Below are 17,294 nucleotides of genomic sequence, written 5' to 3'. Positions count from 1 at the left end.
ATATTATTTCTACTGTCTGTCAAAAATATTATATTTTCTCCTAAAATATATTGTATAGAATATTATTCTAAATTTAGTTAATAAAACTTCACGAGATAATTGAACACGCATTACTTTAGTCAACTAAAGCAATAAAAACTTATTTATATGTTAAAAAGCATTTTAATTTTACCGCAAGACTAATTCAAGAAGATAAACCAGGTTGTAGTAAGTATAAAAGATGTCAAAACATCTTAGACAATCAATTTAAAAACTGATTAATACTTTCGTGTATCAGTATCATCGGAAATACAATAAATAAACTAAATCAATATTAGAATAAAATTTACTCAGTAAGTTTTTATTTTGTAAAACATAATATTTTAAAAACTAATTAAAATATATAATAAATTTGATATGATCACTTCACTTCATACAAGTACTATTTTAAAATTATATTAATCGTTTTATAACTCGATTGATTACGCAAAATAAGTATTATTTATTAACTACGATATTATTTATCATGCAATGGCTACTGTTTATTAACTTGATTTATATTGTACAAAATATATGCTCAGCGTTAAGATTTATGAGATATGATAGTATTTTAAGTAACAATAATATATAGTGAACAACTAAAGTTCAATACTTCAGTAAATACATTTTGACACTTAGACATCAAAACAATAAAACAGTCACTCTTTTTAAAACAAGCAAAAAAACCACTAAACATAACAATAAAAATAGTTGTACAGTGATTGCAAGATAATCATTGCTATGACAATAATAAATTTATAATAAACATGTTAAAAGTATAAAAAATACTAAACGAATTATAAAAAATTAAAATGACATTGAAAATAAATCACCACAATGAAGTGAAGTTATTAGAATTATTTAAACTAGATAAAATAACTTTTAGATTCGTAAATTGTTGTGATAAAATTCACTCACAAATATTATCAATATAATTATACGTAGTATGTATAAAATAAAAATTTAAGTAAGAACAAAACATCTAAAATACTAGCACTTATACTTTTCAATCCATAGAGTGCAATTATTATTAGTTATTCAGAAATAATACTAACGTTCAGTTCGGTAAAAACATCGCTATGTAACTGGCAGCGAATTACATGATCACCAATGGTGCGTAAAACACCATTTGGCAAACGTACTTCACTTTTAGAAATTGAAATACCTGCCGCAGTAATTGCAGAAGCAATATCACGAGCACCGATAGAACCAAATAATTTACCTTCATCACCAGCTTTAGCTGATAGAGTAATAGAACCTATCTCAGTAATTTTTTCTGCACGATCTTTTGCAAGTGTTAAAATGTTTAATAACTTAGTTTCTAGTGCGGTTTGACGAGCTGCAAAGAATTTAATATTTTTCTTAGTAGCAATTACAGCTTTAGCCTGCGGCACTAAATAGTTACGAGCATAGCCTGATTTAACATGAACCTGTTCGCCTAACGTACCTAAACTAGCTATTGTATCAAGAAGAATTACTTGCATTACATTATCCTTTAAAATTTTATTCACAGAATATACTAACTGCTAATTACTGATGACGATCAGTGTATGGCAATAAAGACAAATATCTCGCACGTTTAATAGCGCAAGCGAGTTGACGCTGATATTTTGCACGAGTACCTGTGATACGGCTTGGTACAATTTTAGCACTTTCAGTGATGTAATTTTTCAACATAGCAATATCTTTATAATCAATTTCTTTAACACCATCCGCGGTAAAACGGCAAAATTTGCGACGACGAAAATAACGTACCATCTATCTATTCTCCCAAATCTATTAGATCAATCTTCTCGGCATGAAGCACTAATTTATTCAGTCCATTACGTCCTTCATGAGTACTAATAAAACCAGTCACTGTAATTCGACTGCCGACCGTTATATAGCAAGTATACGATTGTAAGATTTTCCCACTTGCAACAATAGGCATTCTGCACCATGCATACCGAGCGAATCCGCCTTCAAATTGTTCTGAGCGATGTGTAAGAACAAAGTAGCAATGAGGGATACCTGATGGACTTGTGTGTCTAATTAATCCCTTTCTAACAGTGCCTGCTAGTACTAAATAATTAGTTAACATATTCACGATGAATCTTCAGCGTCTCTCGTTTCTTCTTCATGATATTCATCAGGAAGTTCTTTGCTGCGACGTTCGTCTTTCACTTTAATCATTGGAGAAACTTCTGTTATCGCATGTTTAACACGTATTATCATACTACGAACAATAGCATCATTAAAACGAAAATAAGTTTCTAATTTATCAATCGCTGTTTTAGGAGCTTCTACATTAAATAATACATAGTGAGCTTTGTGCAGTTTATTAAGTGGATAAGCTAATTGACGACGACCCCAATCTTCTAAACGGTGCACATGTCCTTTTTCAGCAATAATTGTAGAGCTGTAACGATCTATCATTTCTGGAACTTGTTCACTCTGGTCAGGATTAACCATAAAAACGATTTCATAATGACGCATTAGTAGTTTTGCTCCTTACGGATTTTCAGCCTCTTATAAGAATTTATTATAGTCTGTAGAGGCAAGGAACTTATTGAGTTCGGATAAAATATTCCTTCACTATATCTATCTCTAAAAAAAATACAAGTGATAACGATAATATATCTATTCATTTTCTATTTAAAGACAATTTAAAAGCACTTCAGATATGATTATGTAATTATTTTTGTGTTCATTAATTCATTGCACGCTGACGTACCACTTCAAATAAGCAAATCCCTGTTGCAACAGAAATATTTAAAGAAGAAGAGCTTCCTAACATTGGGATTTTTATAAGGTCATCACAATGTTGACGCGTCAAACGGCGAAGACCTTTACCCTCAGACCCCATAACTACTGCTACCGGTCCTGTTAATTGAATTTGGGATAAAGTATTATCCGCCTTCTCTTCTGTTCCAATAATCCAAATATTATAATCTTTCAAAAAACGTAATGTTCTCGCTAAGTTAGTTACACGAATTAGCGGAACGCTTTCTGCTGCACCACATGCTACTTTTTTAACGGTTGAATTAAGTTTTGCAGATTTATCTTTTGGTACAATAACCGCATGAACACCGGCTGCATCAGCACTACGCAAACAGGCACCTAAATTATAAGGATCAGTAACACAATCAAGAATAAGTAAGAAAGGTAATTTTATATTTTTAAGTAAATGAGGCAAAATAGCTTCTTGATATTGTTGACAAGGTAATATCTTAGCAATAATCCCTTGATGTACAGCTCCTGCTGTTTGCGCATCTAACCATGGGCGCGTGACTATCTGAACTACTATTCCAAAACCCTCAATTACATTAACAATTGACATCAAACGACGATTTTTACACCCTTTTAAAATATATACTTTTTTTAGTCGTGATATATCATGTTTAAGTAAGGATTTCACTGCATGAATACCATAAATGATTTCGCTCATAAATATCTTTTATATTTTTAAAAAAAATAATACACGCCACTTAAGTTTGTTAACAATACTAAAAATGATTTTGCTAGCTTTTAAGTATCAATCATCTGGCATCACCTTAATACTTTCGTTATTAAGCAAAACAAATTATTCTTATAAGATTAGCATTTTCGCTGTATCTTTCACTTTTAGTATCACCAGTACTTTTGTTTTATTGTAGATCTTGGATTTTTTAACCTTTGAGTTTACATTGTTATTAATATTTTTACTTTTTGTCTAAACGGTAAAATTCGGCATTTGATTTAACATTTTTTTTTAATTGCATCACATGTATTACGTGCAGGTTTAGCAACATACTTGATTTCTTTTTTTATTTCATCATAGAAAGTTGGACTTTATGTTTCACTTTAGGCGATGTTGATATTAATGAAAAATCAAGAGTTCTCTCATCCATATTCACAGCTGCAACACGAATTTTAACTTCATCACACAGTCGATATGTTGTGCATGATAACTCACCAATTAATTGTTGCCCAACCGCGTCATAATAATAACAATCATCATTAAGTGTTGAAAGGTGCACTAAGCCATCAATAAATAAATTATGCAAACGCACAAAAAAACCAAAACCTGTTACACTAGTAATCAATCCTGTAAAAACTTTTCCGACTTGATTTTGCATAAAATCACATTTCAACCAATCTACTACATCTCGTGTTGCTTCATCAGAACGTCGCTCAATCAATGAACAATGTTTACCTAAATTAACCATATTATCTATATTTGTATGAAAACCACCAGTATGTGTTTGACAATTATTATTATAACCCTTTTTTTTAACTAATAAATATTTAATACACCTATGTAAAGTTAAATCCGAATAGCGACGAATTGGAGAAGTAAAATGAGCATAAGATTTTAAACTAAGCCCAAAATGACCACGATTTTTAGGATCATAAACTGCATGTTTCATTGAACGCAAAATCATAGTTTGTAACAGTTCGTGATCAGGACGTTGAGAGACTTCATGAATGACCTGCGCATAATCTTTAGGTTGAGGATTTGTACCACCCGGTAATATTAAGCCAAGTTTATTAAATACTGCACGTAAATTCATAATACTATCTTTTTGCGGAAAATCATGCGAACGATATAAAGCTGGCTCTTTATTTTTTTCAATAAAACGTGCAGCAGCAATATTAGCTAAAATCATACATTCTTCAATCAGGTTATGCGCGTCATTGCGCACTACTGGCTCAATACGCTCTATACGATTTTCAGCGTTAAAGATAAATTTTGCTTCTTCTGATTTAAAAGAAATAGCCCCACGATTAATGCGTGCTGCATCTAATACTTGATAAAGCTTATATAACGATTCAATATGTGGCACTAAGGATATATAGTATTTTCTCAGCTCATAATCTCCTTGTAGCAGTTTCCATACTTTAGTGTAAGTCAGCCTTGCATAAGAAGTCATAATCGCTTCATAAAATTTATATGAAGATAAATAACCAGATGCTGAAACTGTCATTTCACATACCATACATAAACGGTCGACACCTTGATTGAGTGAACATAAACCATTTGATAAAACTTCAGGTAGCATCGGTACAACTTGCAATGGAAAATAAACTGAATTTCCACGACTACGTGCTTCATTATCAAGCGGAGTATCCTGACGTACATAATAGCTCACGTCTGCAATGGCTACCCATAAGCGCCAACCACCATTTTTTTTTGTAGTGCAATATACAGCATCATCAAAGTCACGCGCATCCTCAGAATCAATAGTGACTAAAGGCAAATGACGTAAATCAACTCGGTTTTTTTTAGCAGATTCAGGTATATACTCACTGAAATCAGATAGTTGTTTTTCAACTTGAGTTGACCATAAATATGGAATTTCATGTGTACGAAGGGCAATATCTACTGCTACACTCGCATTCATACTTTCACCAAGTACTTTAATAATTTTCCCTACTGCTCGAGAATGACGACGTGGGCGAGTTACCAATTCAACAACGACAATATTATCAATATGAGCAGTATTAACTTGGTCTTTTGGAACAAAAATATTAAAGCTTAACCGATTATCATGAGGTACTACAAAGCCTATACCAGATTTAATAAGATATCGGCCAACAATTTGATTATTACGTGGCTTTAACACACGAATGATACGTACTTCAGTACGACCTTTACGAGTGTGATGGTAAGATTGCGCTAAAACTATATCGCCATGTAATACACGTTTCATTTCATCATGTGATAGATAATAATCTTCTTTTTTGCATTCAACACGAAGAAAACCATAACCTTCTCGATGAGCAATGATTTTCCCTTTAAGTAGAGTTAAATTTTCTGGAAGAGTATAGCATCGACTGCGAGTAAAAACTACTTGACTATCTCTTTCCATCGCACGTAAACGACGCTTCAATGCTTCCAACTCTTCTCTAGAAGAGAGATTTAATAATTGTGCAATTTCTTCGCGACTTACTAGTTTTGTACGTTTAGATAAAAGTTCAAGAATTAATTCTCTACTAGGAATTTTTTGATCATATTCCTGTATTTTTTGATCTTGAAAAGGATTATATAACATTATTACCTCCGTTGTTATCAGAATTGTTTATTACTGTTCTGACTATCAAGTCAGTAATTGGTAAAGCGAGTTATTATTTTTAATTATATTAAACAAGGTATATTTATTGACTGACTCTAAATGTTACGTGTTCCCTCATTAAAGTGCATTTTGAACATGGTAACCAATATAATATAGTACATTGTTCTGTTAACATTTACTTTTATAAGAGACTTAAACAATATTAAAATAACTTTTATACAAATAACCTTAATAGGTTTGACAACAGGCATATTTTTATTCTACATACCATTTATCAACAACCAACTTAATTAAGTTATTTTACTTAATTAAGTTGGTACACTTAATGCATACTTATTACAATCTAATTTTAAGAGATAAAATTCACTTTAGTGACTTTTGTAATATTACTTATTTTATTTTTTTAGAGAAAAACATTTTCAAGATGCAATTCTTTAAAATCATAATTTGTAAAATTCGTCAACTACATTATCATCTAAAATTTTTAAACAATAATTAAGATATTTTTAATAAAATTTATATAAATACTTTAAATTTTATATAGCTATATATATTAAATTTAATTTAAAATATGATAATACATCTCTAAATAATGAGAAAAACTTCTAAACAAGACAAGAAAAACTATTCTATAAATATATTAAAAATGTGATTCAAATAAGTAAGAAAGTAATGATAGTGAAATAAAAAGTATACTATGTAAGCTTTAAGTGAGTTTATTAAACGATCTAAACACTATTCAACGATAATTATTTTGTTATTATTTGTTGCTATATAAAATTTTATATCTTGTATTGAGTTCACAGGCCGTCACCTTATATCAACAAATAAAATATGCAGCATTACACTATAGTTGTATAAAATATATGATATATATTTTATATTTACTGGATAAATTTTAATACACTTAATATAAAGATAAAAAATTTTATACTGGCCATATTTTAAGTTATATTTTTCGCATGCAACTATAAAATATAAAATAAAATCACTTACATGGTTTGGGATATTTTAATAAATAGCTTTCATTATCGTCTAAAAAATTCATCAGATTATTTCAAAGAATATTTCAATACATTAACATTGAACAGTATTTAAAATATTTCTCAAAATTTAATATTATCTTTTACTTTACTCAATGTATAATAACTTTCTCACTTAGTATATACGCAATAAAATTTTATAAAAATTATTAAAATGTATAAACAATATTAAAATATATATTACTAATCTTAATTTTAGTTACGATTTTATTATTAATGTAGTGTAAAAAATTAGTATTTTTTAATTTTAAAAAACTGCTGCCAATCTTTATTAATTTAATTAATATCAAACTGATTGATAATGTTTATTTATCAAATAAATATACCACTTTAAACTTTATATATAATATTTTAATATACTACTTATATATAAATATAAAACGGTTTTTGATAACATGTAATTATTAAGATAATGCTAACGAAATGGATATTTTAATATTTTTATCTCTTAAAATCTAGTTATAAAATAATAAATAAGCGTATTTAATCAAAATTTAAAAAATAATTTGGTGATGTTTTAATATAACACATAAGAATACAACTTATAATATAACCAATAATCATTTGTATATTACAAAATAATCGTTCTCTAGTACAAAATTAATATATATTGAAAAATTAATTTTTTATACCCAAGGTGTTCAGTTAAATACTCATAATCATTATTTTAGATAATACTAGAGTTAAACTCAGAAAAACCCGTGAAATATGTACGCATATTATAGAATATACTAACCAAACACTAAATTAATAATATTATTTTTTAGAAAAACAAGATGTAATATTATAAAAACTGCAAAAACTTAAATTATTTCGTAACTATAAATACTAACTATACAAAGTACTTTTCAAACAAGATAATACATAATTCTTTTCATATTTTATACTGAGATTTCAATAGTACCAAACTATGACCACAGATAATGCAAAGAATTATTATTTTCATTATCTGTGAATTTTGATGAAAATGTATTTAATATTAAAAACTGTTTCTCAATCAGAATACTTACTTTATTCACTTACATTCATTCATGCTATCGTCAATATTAAACTTATTAAAATCGAGTTATTTTAATATCATTAAAGTAATAATTATTTTGTATATATTTAATAAAATCTTTATGAAATAAAAATCGCATAATAAAGTTATTAATTGATTTTTTAAATTTAGATATTATAGTTCTAATTTTTATGCATCAAATCACATTATAAATCTTTTTATAGATCTAATATTTCATTAGCAATAAATATATTAATGAAAAAATCACAACTCACTCAAAATTTTCATAAAATATAATTTTAATTTTATAAATTTATATTAATATACAACTTTTATTATAAAATTTTTTTGTATAAAGATCTTGTAGTGATAATGTCTATTTTAGACAAATTTAATAAATTATCAACTGACCACTAACGAAAATAAAACTTTTTATATCATTTAAATGTTTCTATAAAAAAATAAAAAATAATTTATATTATTATATAATTAATATTATTATATATTCATGATCAAAATTAAAGTTATTAATTTTACATCACTGCTTGCTAAGTAAGTAAATATTAATATTTAATCAATTAATTTTCTTATTGATATTTATATTTTAATTTTATAATGCAAGATCAAATTATTCAAATACAATTGAGTAACTATAATAAAAAGAAATTTATTATTAATTATGTTATTATAAATAATATAAAATATTATCATATCTTAATAGATGATATAATATCATTGTATTATGTAATATTCTTCACACTTACTTGTAAGATATTTTGTCTATAACATAAAATATTCCAGAGGAAATTTATACAAACTTAACTGCAAAAAATAATATTATTTTCTATATTAATATGTAGATAACATTGAATGTATAGTTTATTTTTTATTTACTTTATTAACTAAGTTAAGATTTACTTATTGCTTTATCTCCAAAAATACTGTATGAGATGATTTTTATAGAATACATGGAATATACAAAGTAAGTAACTTACTACAGTTTTTATAATGAAGATATAGATTGACAACTTAATAAATCGCCTACCTCTAAAATATACAATAAGTCGCAGGCCTCTATTCAAAACTCTCTATATAATTTATTATAAATAAAATTGATCCTCATACTCTAACTTTAGATTCTTTAGTATAGTATAAGTCATGCTTTACTGGATATATTAGCTCCCTATCTTTAGATATATACATAATTTAAACATGCAAAATGTTTAAATATTTATATCTTTTATATCTTAAAACTTTAAAAAATGAATAGTTTCATACTAAACTTATTTAGTTAATTTTATTTGAATAATTTGATTTACATCTAAAGAACTTACTTGTTTAATAAAATTTCACATACAATTTATTTAATGTTAATTTCTATGATGCTAATTCATAAAAATTTCCTGAACTTCCTGACATTTTATTTAATTTATACTGAAATTAATTCTTTCAAATATTAACAAAAAATATTTATCATGATTTCATAATATTAAAAAAACTACCTTCAGTATTGTTATACAAAAAATTGACTCGATAAACTAAAATTAGTATTTAAATAAATTTTATTATTTCTTCTATGTTTAAAATACTTAGATATAATTAAATAAACTTTTAAACATATTATCTTATGGCGTTCTATGAGTAACATAGAATTTATTCAGTATTTCTATATTAATTCTTTAGGTAATACACAATATAAATTTCTGAAAATGTTTAACTTATATGAACATATATTACATCTTTTAACAAATGCAATTATTTTGTATGCAGTCTAAAAAGCTTAAGTATTTTAAGCACAATCATTACTAATGATTAGTAAAATTTCATCAGTAACACTTGAAATATTTACTAGAAGTATCTTACTTAATAAGAAAACAATTTTATTATCATAAAACCTATTGTATTATTTATCTCCATACTATTAAAGTTTATGTATTTCTACTGATATAGTTCTATTATGATTTATATAATCATTAGCTAATATTTAAAAGTAACTTTATTTTAAACGTTAATTACAGAATCTAGTTTTTCTTTCTTATAGTTTTTATAGATTTTCAAAAATCAATAGAGAATAATTCATTAAAAATAATTTCTGAAAATGTATTATTATAAAATTGCTCCTACGATACGCAGGAAGTGGTATAAATATATCATGTCAATTCATTTTCTAGAATAGAAGTACATATAATTATAGATAAACAAATATTAAATGAAGGTATTTTAATTAATATTATTATTATAAGTTTATCTATATTTTAGATAATAAATTAAAATAACTTGTCCTTTTAAAAATTTATTTTATCATTAATTCACTAAATTTATGGAGCTGGCGGGATTTGAACCCGCGTCCGAAATTTCTAGCCTTCTTGGTACTACATGCTTAGTCTAGTCTTTAAATTCATTTGTTAATTGCAGACAGACACGCATCAACAAACTATCCTGATAAATTTAACGTTTAACCATAGGCTAGGCTTTTACGCGATCTCTTTTAAGTTTTGTCCTTTCTTGATCCCCGTCCTAAGAGCGGAGGCTAGGGAGAGAGGTTACTATGCAGGTTATTAAGCTGCTAGTGCGTAGTTTTTATTATTTGCAACTATTTTTTCGCGGCTTTTATCGAGGCAAACCGCCCCTCGGCATGCACCTTAAATTTTGTAAATTCCGTCGAATCCAGAATCAGCCCCCTAACTTTTTCCAGTTAGTATAACAGAGAATATTATAAAATCCACTACTTAACGATTAAAATGTTTTATGATGCGTTCTTTATCTCTTTGCCATTCGCGATTTTGTATATCAAAACGTTTATCGTATTCTTTTTTACCTTTTGCGACGCCAATTTTGACTTTACACCATGCATGTTTCCAATAAAGAGAAAGAGGAATAATAGTATAACCTTCACGATTAACTTGACCGTAAAGAGCATCTAGTTCTCGTTGATTTAGTAAAAGCTGTCTATTACGTATCGGATCACAAATTATGTGAGAGGATGCAACATTTAAAGGTGTAAAATGAGCACCAAACAAATATGCTTTACCATCTCTCAGCAAAACATAGCTATCAACAATATTAGCTTTACCAGAACGTAACGATTTCACTTCCCAACCCTGTAAAGATAAACCCGCTTCTAATTCTTCTTCAATGAAATATTCATAACGAGCGCGTTTATTTAAGGCAATTGTTGCAGAATGAATTTGATAATTTTTTTTCTTTCTCATTATTTACTCATTATACTACACCCTAATTTGAAAATATATTTCTATACTAGAATATATTCTCATTATGTAATGATGATCCTTAATCGATTTTATTTTTATTTAGTAAATTGAAATGCTATTATTATATGTATAATGTTTCTAGATAGGAAGTGATATGCTAAAAATTAAATATTCTCTATTAGTTTATTTTAGCGCAGAACAAATGTATAAAATTGTTAATGATATTATTGCATACCCCAATTTTTTACCAGGATGTATAGGCAGTCAAATTATTCATCATGGTTATGACCATGTGACTGCTTCCGTAAAAATATTAATAGCAGGTATTAGTAAGACCTTTATCACTAAAAATATTCTAGAGGATAATAAATCTATTCATATTCAATTGGTTGAAGGATGTCTTAAACAATTAATAGGGAAATGGATTTTCATTCCTTTAAGTTTAAATACCTGTAAAATTGAGCTTCATCTTAATTTTGAATTTACTAACAAATTACTTGAATCAGCATTTAGCAAAACATTTGACATACTCGCAAAGAATGTAGTTCAAACTTTTACATTAAGAGCTAAGGATATTTACGGTGTCTAATTTGAACATTGAAGTCGCTTATGCAATACCTGAAAAACAGTATTTATTATCACTACAAGTTATGGCAGGCACAATCATTAAAGATGCTATTATTGCTTCTGGAATTCTTATACTGGAATCAGATATTGATCTTGAAAAAAATAATGTAGGCATTTATGGTCGAATAGCAAAACTTAGTGACACATTGCGATCTGGTGATCGAATTGAAATTTATCGTCCCCTCATTTCTGATCCAAAAGAACTTCGTCGTACAAGATCTAAAAAAGTAAAACATATAAAAAATAATTACTACTTTTAAAGTCATACAATAAACTGAATATTATTGTATTTTTTTATAATGATGATTTAAATAAAATATTTTAAGTATTTACTAAAATAAAAATGTTAAATAACAAGATATAAATAAAATGTTAACTCAAGAAGTAATATAAAACTTCAGATATTTATTATAATGATATATATTTATTTTTGATAAATAAATGAAATAATTCTTTCTCATTAAACAGCAAATAATATCGTTGTTGACTGGATACTCTTTTGAATATTTTACAGTTAAAAATTTTTTAACTTATTTTATAATTATTTCAATAATGCGAGGTTGGTTAATATTTGATCTGAACAGTATTTAGATTAAGTATTTAAAGACTCAATATTTAATATATAATACATATATAATTATTTATCTTATAATATCTTTATGATGATGAATATTAGTTAAAATACCATCACGGTCGAAATTTAGCGTTAAAGTTTCTTGTTTAACAGGATCATGACCAAGTTCTTGTCGAAAAATATAATACCAAATCTGACCACTAAACATATCAGTTACCATTGGCGTACCTAAAATGTAAATAATTTGTTTTTGAGTCATTCCTTTTTTAATCTTATTAACATCTTGTACTGTTAAATAATTACCTTGGTTAATGTCAGGATGATAAACAAAACTTTCCATTATTGAACAACCAGAAGACATTAGTGTGAGTAACACTATAATAACCGTAAACAGTTTATAATACATAGATGACATTATTCCTTTTAAAATTCGATGTTAATGATAATTGATATGAGTATCATATAACAACCTTCTACGTTACTTTTATAAAGACAAAAGTATAAAATATTTAGAAAATAAATATTAAAAAAAATTCTTTATGTATTTAAAGTTATATGATATATATCATATAATCTATTATAAAATAAAAAACTCTGATTTAAAAATTTTATTTAGTCATTATATATGCTTTTATATTTATATTATTATTCCTACTAAATAATAATACCTACATCCTATCATTATACTAATCCGCATGTAATTTCTACTGATTACTATACCGGTATAATAACTGATAAGTACTCGCTGATATCAATACAGAAAAATTCATATCAATTTCATAAACAATATAACTTTAGAGAATTTATTGTTTATTAACCACCTAGATCTCTAATAAAATATTAGATAACATATACCTATCTACATAATTATAATGAGATACTTAAATATAATTGATTGCATCTACCAATAACGTTAGATGATAACTTTCATAATGTACTGTGTAACTATAAATATTGAGGAATAAATATTAAATTTATAATACATCTATTTGTATACCAGTAAAAAATATGTGTTATAACTGCATTCACTAATGATCTTATATACATGCTAAACATTAATAATGTGAAAATATGTTTTTAGGCGAAACTTTATTAACATTATTTTCACGCTAAACTAACTTGTTTATAAATACGTTGTGAAAGCTTAAATAGACAATTAGAATTTAATATACTTTTCTCAAAACATGTTTCAACTAAGCTAACCTTGCGCGCTTGATATGAAACATCTTTAAATACATTCAAGATATCTTCAAAGATTGAAGCTGGTATATAACTAATGTAGTTAACTGATTTAATACTATTTTATAAACTTTCAACATTGTCTCACAACTAGAACATAAAATTAGCATTTTATGTTAACTAACACATAGAGACATCGTTTAATTAACAGTTTTACTTCAATACTACATTTTATAATTCACTGTAATAAAAAAGAAGTTCTTTGAACTCATCTTAAAACAATAATTTAGTAATATTTCTATAGTTATATTTTTTACATATTTTATATGCACATCAAAGTGCTGATTAAAAGCGTACTATCACTTAGTGTATTATTTTATATAGAAAATTAAAGTTAGTTTAATAACTGTAAATATAACATATTTTTTAAAACATTATTAAATAAAAGGTAAACTACATTTTCTTGTAGATTTGCATTAACAAAATACTATTTTTGATTGCGATAGTAAAGTTCTATCGTAAAACAGAATTAATACATTTTATATAAAAATATTTAAACAAAACATTGTGTATATAAAACTATCTACATACTCTGTAATGTATTGATTCGTTAAATAATATTATTTACAATTTGTACTCAAAATACTTTTTAAGTACTACCAGTGCTATTTTTAAATTCTTACAAAAACTTAAATAAATTAACTACTGAAACATATAAAGTATAAAATAATTCAAAATAGATTTACTTGCATATTACAAATAAAACTGTTCATATTATGCTCTACTTTTCATCTCAACAATATACTAAGTAGATTGCAAAAGTAATAGTAAAGTTTTAAATATTATTTATTTAAAAAATTATAATTAAAACTATACGTTTTAGTATTTATAGTTTCAGTAAAGACGAAAAAATCCTATTTAGTAATTGTATTAATCTTTTAAGAGACAATTACTAAAGTCAGTCACACATCTCGATAATTCGTAAAATCAATAATTAACAATATTATTAAAGAATTGTGCAGATATACCATTGATAGCTGACGTGAATAGATATGTAAGAAACTAAATGAAGTAATGAGTAACAACTAACGTTTTACTATCTTAGTCATCAATTATTGTCTCTATGTAGTTTTTTTACATTCAAGATGTTTACTTAATACTGTAAATATTGCAATATAATTCAGAAGTTTAGATACTCCTAGTTTTTTTAAATTAGATGATGATACTATAATAAATACTCTAATCTAGATATACACAATACTCTATTTTAGTGATAGTTATTAAATTATTGTAAATATTCTCATCATTCATCAGTACATAACATGATTATTTCACAAACATTAGCACAAAATCCACATAGCTCGGTTAACATCTGGTAGAATAATAAAAAACACTTCACATTCATGCTTAATATTTTACTCATGCACTATATATAAGTTAAATCTCACTACTATTCAAACGCTCACTTAAGTAATAAAATATAATCTATTCATATAATTATAATCATTATAGGAAAAATTTTTATAAGAATTTAAATTACTATCATTACACTAACTTAATCTAGCACGTTAAAGATCTTATATAAAGATTGCAGTGCTCACAAAGATGATCAATCTATTTTACAATACTGAATTATTCAGAAAATTAACAACATACATATTTAATTTATACCGTGAGTGATCTAACGATATTAAATTTCACACTTATGATCTTAGATATAATAAATATTAGATCTAATAAAATAAAATAAAATAAAATAAAATAATAAATATATAGTTTGAGTAACACTTATAAAATATCACAATTATTTTTTATGTTAAAATTATATCAATAATTCATGCATGAATATAACTAGTTTTAAAGTGCAATAATATCCTAATCTTTAATTGTTTTTCTAGTTTTTTAAAAATAGTTAAATGCACCATTAAGTAAAATTAATCTAATGTTGTATTTGTTTTACAATTGTACTAAGGTAAAAATATAACGTCTATTAATGAATTTTTACTAATGATCTGAGAATGAATTTACGATTTCTTTAATTAATAAAACTATATTTATTTTTTTAAAAGTGATGTTAACAATCATATTGAAATTGTATTGTAAAAGAGTAATAGAATGTAGTTTTAATATTATAAACTACAAAATAGTTTAAATATAAAAATTCACCAAGAGCACATTTTTATATAATAAAATTTATATTAATTAATAAAATTCAGGACTAAATATTTACCATAAAATTATTTATCTTTTTAGATCTCACAGCATCATAGTTGATACTCATTTGCATTTTTAACTTAAATAACTTTATCTGGTAAACTTGTATAGAATTTTCATAACAAGAAAAAATAATAAGATATTATTCATTGTATGAAGATAAATTAAAATCACGCTATTTAAGATAGCGTAAAATAGTATTATACGTCAAAATTTCACATTAAAAAAACAAAAACACTAAAATTATTATTATACTTCAATAAAGAAATTTATATCGGTAAAGTTAAGTATGTTTTTAAAAAAATATATAAATCACGAAAATATTTTAAAAAATACTATTATATATCACTTCTTTGAAGACTAAACTCTTTCAACCTAAAAACCTAATTACATATTTTATATATATCGTCACTTTAGTGACGATTAAAATAGTAAACTGTACATCTAGATCAAAAAAACTTCAGGAGGAGCTCAATTATTACCTCACAAAAATCATCATTACTTATGATTTTATATTAAAAGCTTATATGCTTCTAAAAGAACAAAATCTTAAAATCCTTAAACTCAGCTTAGTGCAATACTAAGATAACCCGATCTAATGAGAAAATACTTTCCAAGTTATTCAACAATAATATGTAAATACATTTTTCTGCATCAAAAGATCAAGATTTTTAAGTACAACAATATTTAATTTAAATGTAGACAGTTAACTGCACGAGGAAAGACAAATCAATAACAACATAATTTTCTCTTTAAAAAAGCGAATATTATTTACTGGTAATAAAAATTACCTTCAAGGATATAACTATAGTAAAATTTTCAATTTAATCACTAAATAATAGAAAATAAATTTTATATAAAAATATTAACAATGAGTAAATTCGTTCTATTTTTATTAAAACATCTTAACCGAAATGTGCTAAAAAATAAACATGTGATTTTTTTTAAATAATCATTATCTATTTGTAATATATTAATAATCATGTAAGTAATTACATCTTAATATCTGTCACATAAAAAATGTTGCGTAACATGTATTAAAAATTTATTAAAATACAAATGATACTTTTAAAATACTGGGGCATGTGAAAACTATATATTATATTCAAAGATCTTATAAAATTCAATAAAGTAGTTACAATTTATATCCGATAATCGAATCACGATTAATATAAAATGTTAGTTTTTTATTTCATGTCAATGCAGAACACTTCCTCAAAACCTAACTGTCAATATGATTTAAAATGCTGTTTGTGGCATTCTTAATTGTTCTCTTAAACAATAGTTGCATTTAACTACTCTATTAGTATAACAATAGAAAGAGCATCAATAATAATCTCATATTATGAGAGATTTCTGTTTAACGAACATTAAAAAATTAACATGTTTTTG

At 25.5% G+C, this 17,294-nt stretch carries 9 protein-coding genes, 1 other RNA gene and 1 pseudogene; 2 read left to right on the top strand and 9 right to left on the bottom strand.

Going from position 1 to position 17,294, the window contains the following annotated elements; all coding sequences use genetic code 11:
• Positions 1 to 1,052: 1,052 nt before the first annotated feature.
• The 8 genes and pseudogenes from rplI to smpB all read right to left on the bottom strand — a co-directional run bounded on the left by rplI (position 1,053) and on the right by smpB (position 11,308).
• Positions 1,053 to 1,502, bottom strand: a complete 450-nt coding sequence (gene rplI, locus GFV14_RS00230) for a 50S ribosomal protein L9 (protein WP_457914354.1) — start codon at positions 1,500 to 1,502, stop codon at positions 1,053 to 1,055.
• A 46-nt stretch (positions 1,503 to 1,548) separates the two neighbouring features.
• A complete protein-coding gene (gene rpsR / locus GFV14_RS00225; RefSeq protein WP_457914353.1) occupies positions 1,549 to 1,776 on the bottom strand; it encodes a 30S ribosomal protein S18 in 228 nt (75 codons plus the stop codon).
• A gap of 4 nt (positions 1,777 to 1,780) precedes the next feature.
• Positions 1,781 to 2,098: a primosomal replication protein N gene (gene priB, locus GFV14_RS00220; RefSeq protein WP_457914352.1), complete on the bottom strand. Its 318-nt coding sequence runs from the start codon at positions 2,096 to 2,098 to the stop codon at positions 1,781 to 1,783.
• A gap of 2 nt (positions 2,099 to 2,100) precedes the next feature.
• On the bottom strand, positions 2,101 to 2,493 hold the full coding sequence (gene rpsF / locus GFV14_RS00215) for a 30S ribosomal protein S6 (protein ID WP_457914351.1): 393 nt from the start codon (positions 2,491 to 2,493) through the stop codon (positions 2,101 to 2,103).
• 214 nt (positions 2,494 to 2,707) lie between these two features.
• On the bottom strand, positions 2,708 to 3,445 hold the full coding sequence (rlmB, locus tag GFV14_RS00210; protein WP_457914350.1) for a 23S rRNA (guanosine(2251)-2'-O)-methyltransferase RlmB: 738 nt from the start codon (positions 3,443 to 3,445) through the stop codon (positions 2,708 to 2,710).
• Between the two features lie 141 nt (positions 3,446 to 3,586).
• Positions 3,587 to 6,032, bottom strand: a pseudogene (gene rnr / locus GFV14_RS00205) (ribonuclease R).
• Positions 6,033 to 10,414: 4,382 nt separating this feature from the next.
• Positions 10,415 to 10,777: a transfer-messenger RNA gene (ssrA, locus tag GFV14_RS00200) on the bottom strand.
• A 48-nt stretch (positions 10,778 to 10,825) separates the two neighbouring features.
• Entirely contained in the window at positions 10,826 to 11,308 is a 483-nt protein-coding gene (gene smpB, locus GFV14_RS00195; protein ID WP_457914349.1) for an SsrA-binding protein SmpB, read from the bottom strand.
• A 154-nt stretch (positions 11,309 to 11,462) separates the two neighbouring features.
• On the opposite strand from smpB, the gene GFV14_RS00190 reads away from it, so the two are divergent.
• Together GFV14_RS00190 and GFV14_RS00185 are read left to right on the top strand one after the other, a co-directional pair.
• Positions 11,463 to 11,897, top strand: a complete 435-nt coding sequence (locus tag GFV14_RS00190) for an SRPBCC family protein (protein ID WP_457914348.1) — start codon at positions 11,463 to 11,465, stop codon at positions 11,895 to 11,897.
• Positions 11,890 to 12,195, top strand: a complete 306-nt coding sequence (locus GFV14_RS00185; RefSeq protein WP_457914347.1) for an RnfH family protein — start codon at positions 11,890 to 11,892, stop codon at positions 12,193 to 12,195. Before GFV14_RS00190 ends, GFV14_RS00185 begins: the two co-directional genes overlap by 8 nt.
• A 381-nt stretch (positions 12,196 to 12,576) precedes the next feature.
• Here the strand turns inward: GFV14_RS00185 and bamE are convergent, their stop codons facing one another.
• Positions 12,577 to 12,915: an outer membrane protein assembly factor BamE gene (gene bamE / locus GFV14_RS00180; protein WP_457914346.1), complete on the bottom strand. Its 339-nt coding sequence runs from the start codon at positions 12,913 to 12,915 to the stop codon at positions 12,577 to 12,579.
• Between the last annotated feature and the right edge of the window lie 4,379 nt (positions 12,916 to 17,294).

This window comes from Candidatus Hartigia pinicola (assembly GCA_020541205.1).
GTDB lineage: Bacteria > Pseudomonadota > Gammaproteobacteria > Enterobacterales > Enterobacteriaceae > Hartigia > Hartigia pinicola.
This window is presented reverse-complemented; position numbering and strand designations above follow the sequence as displayed.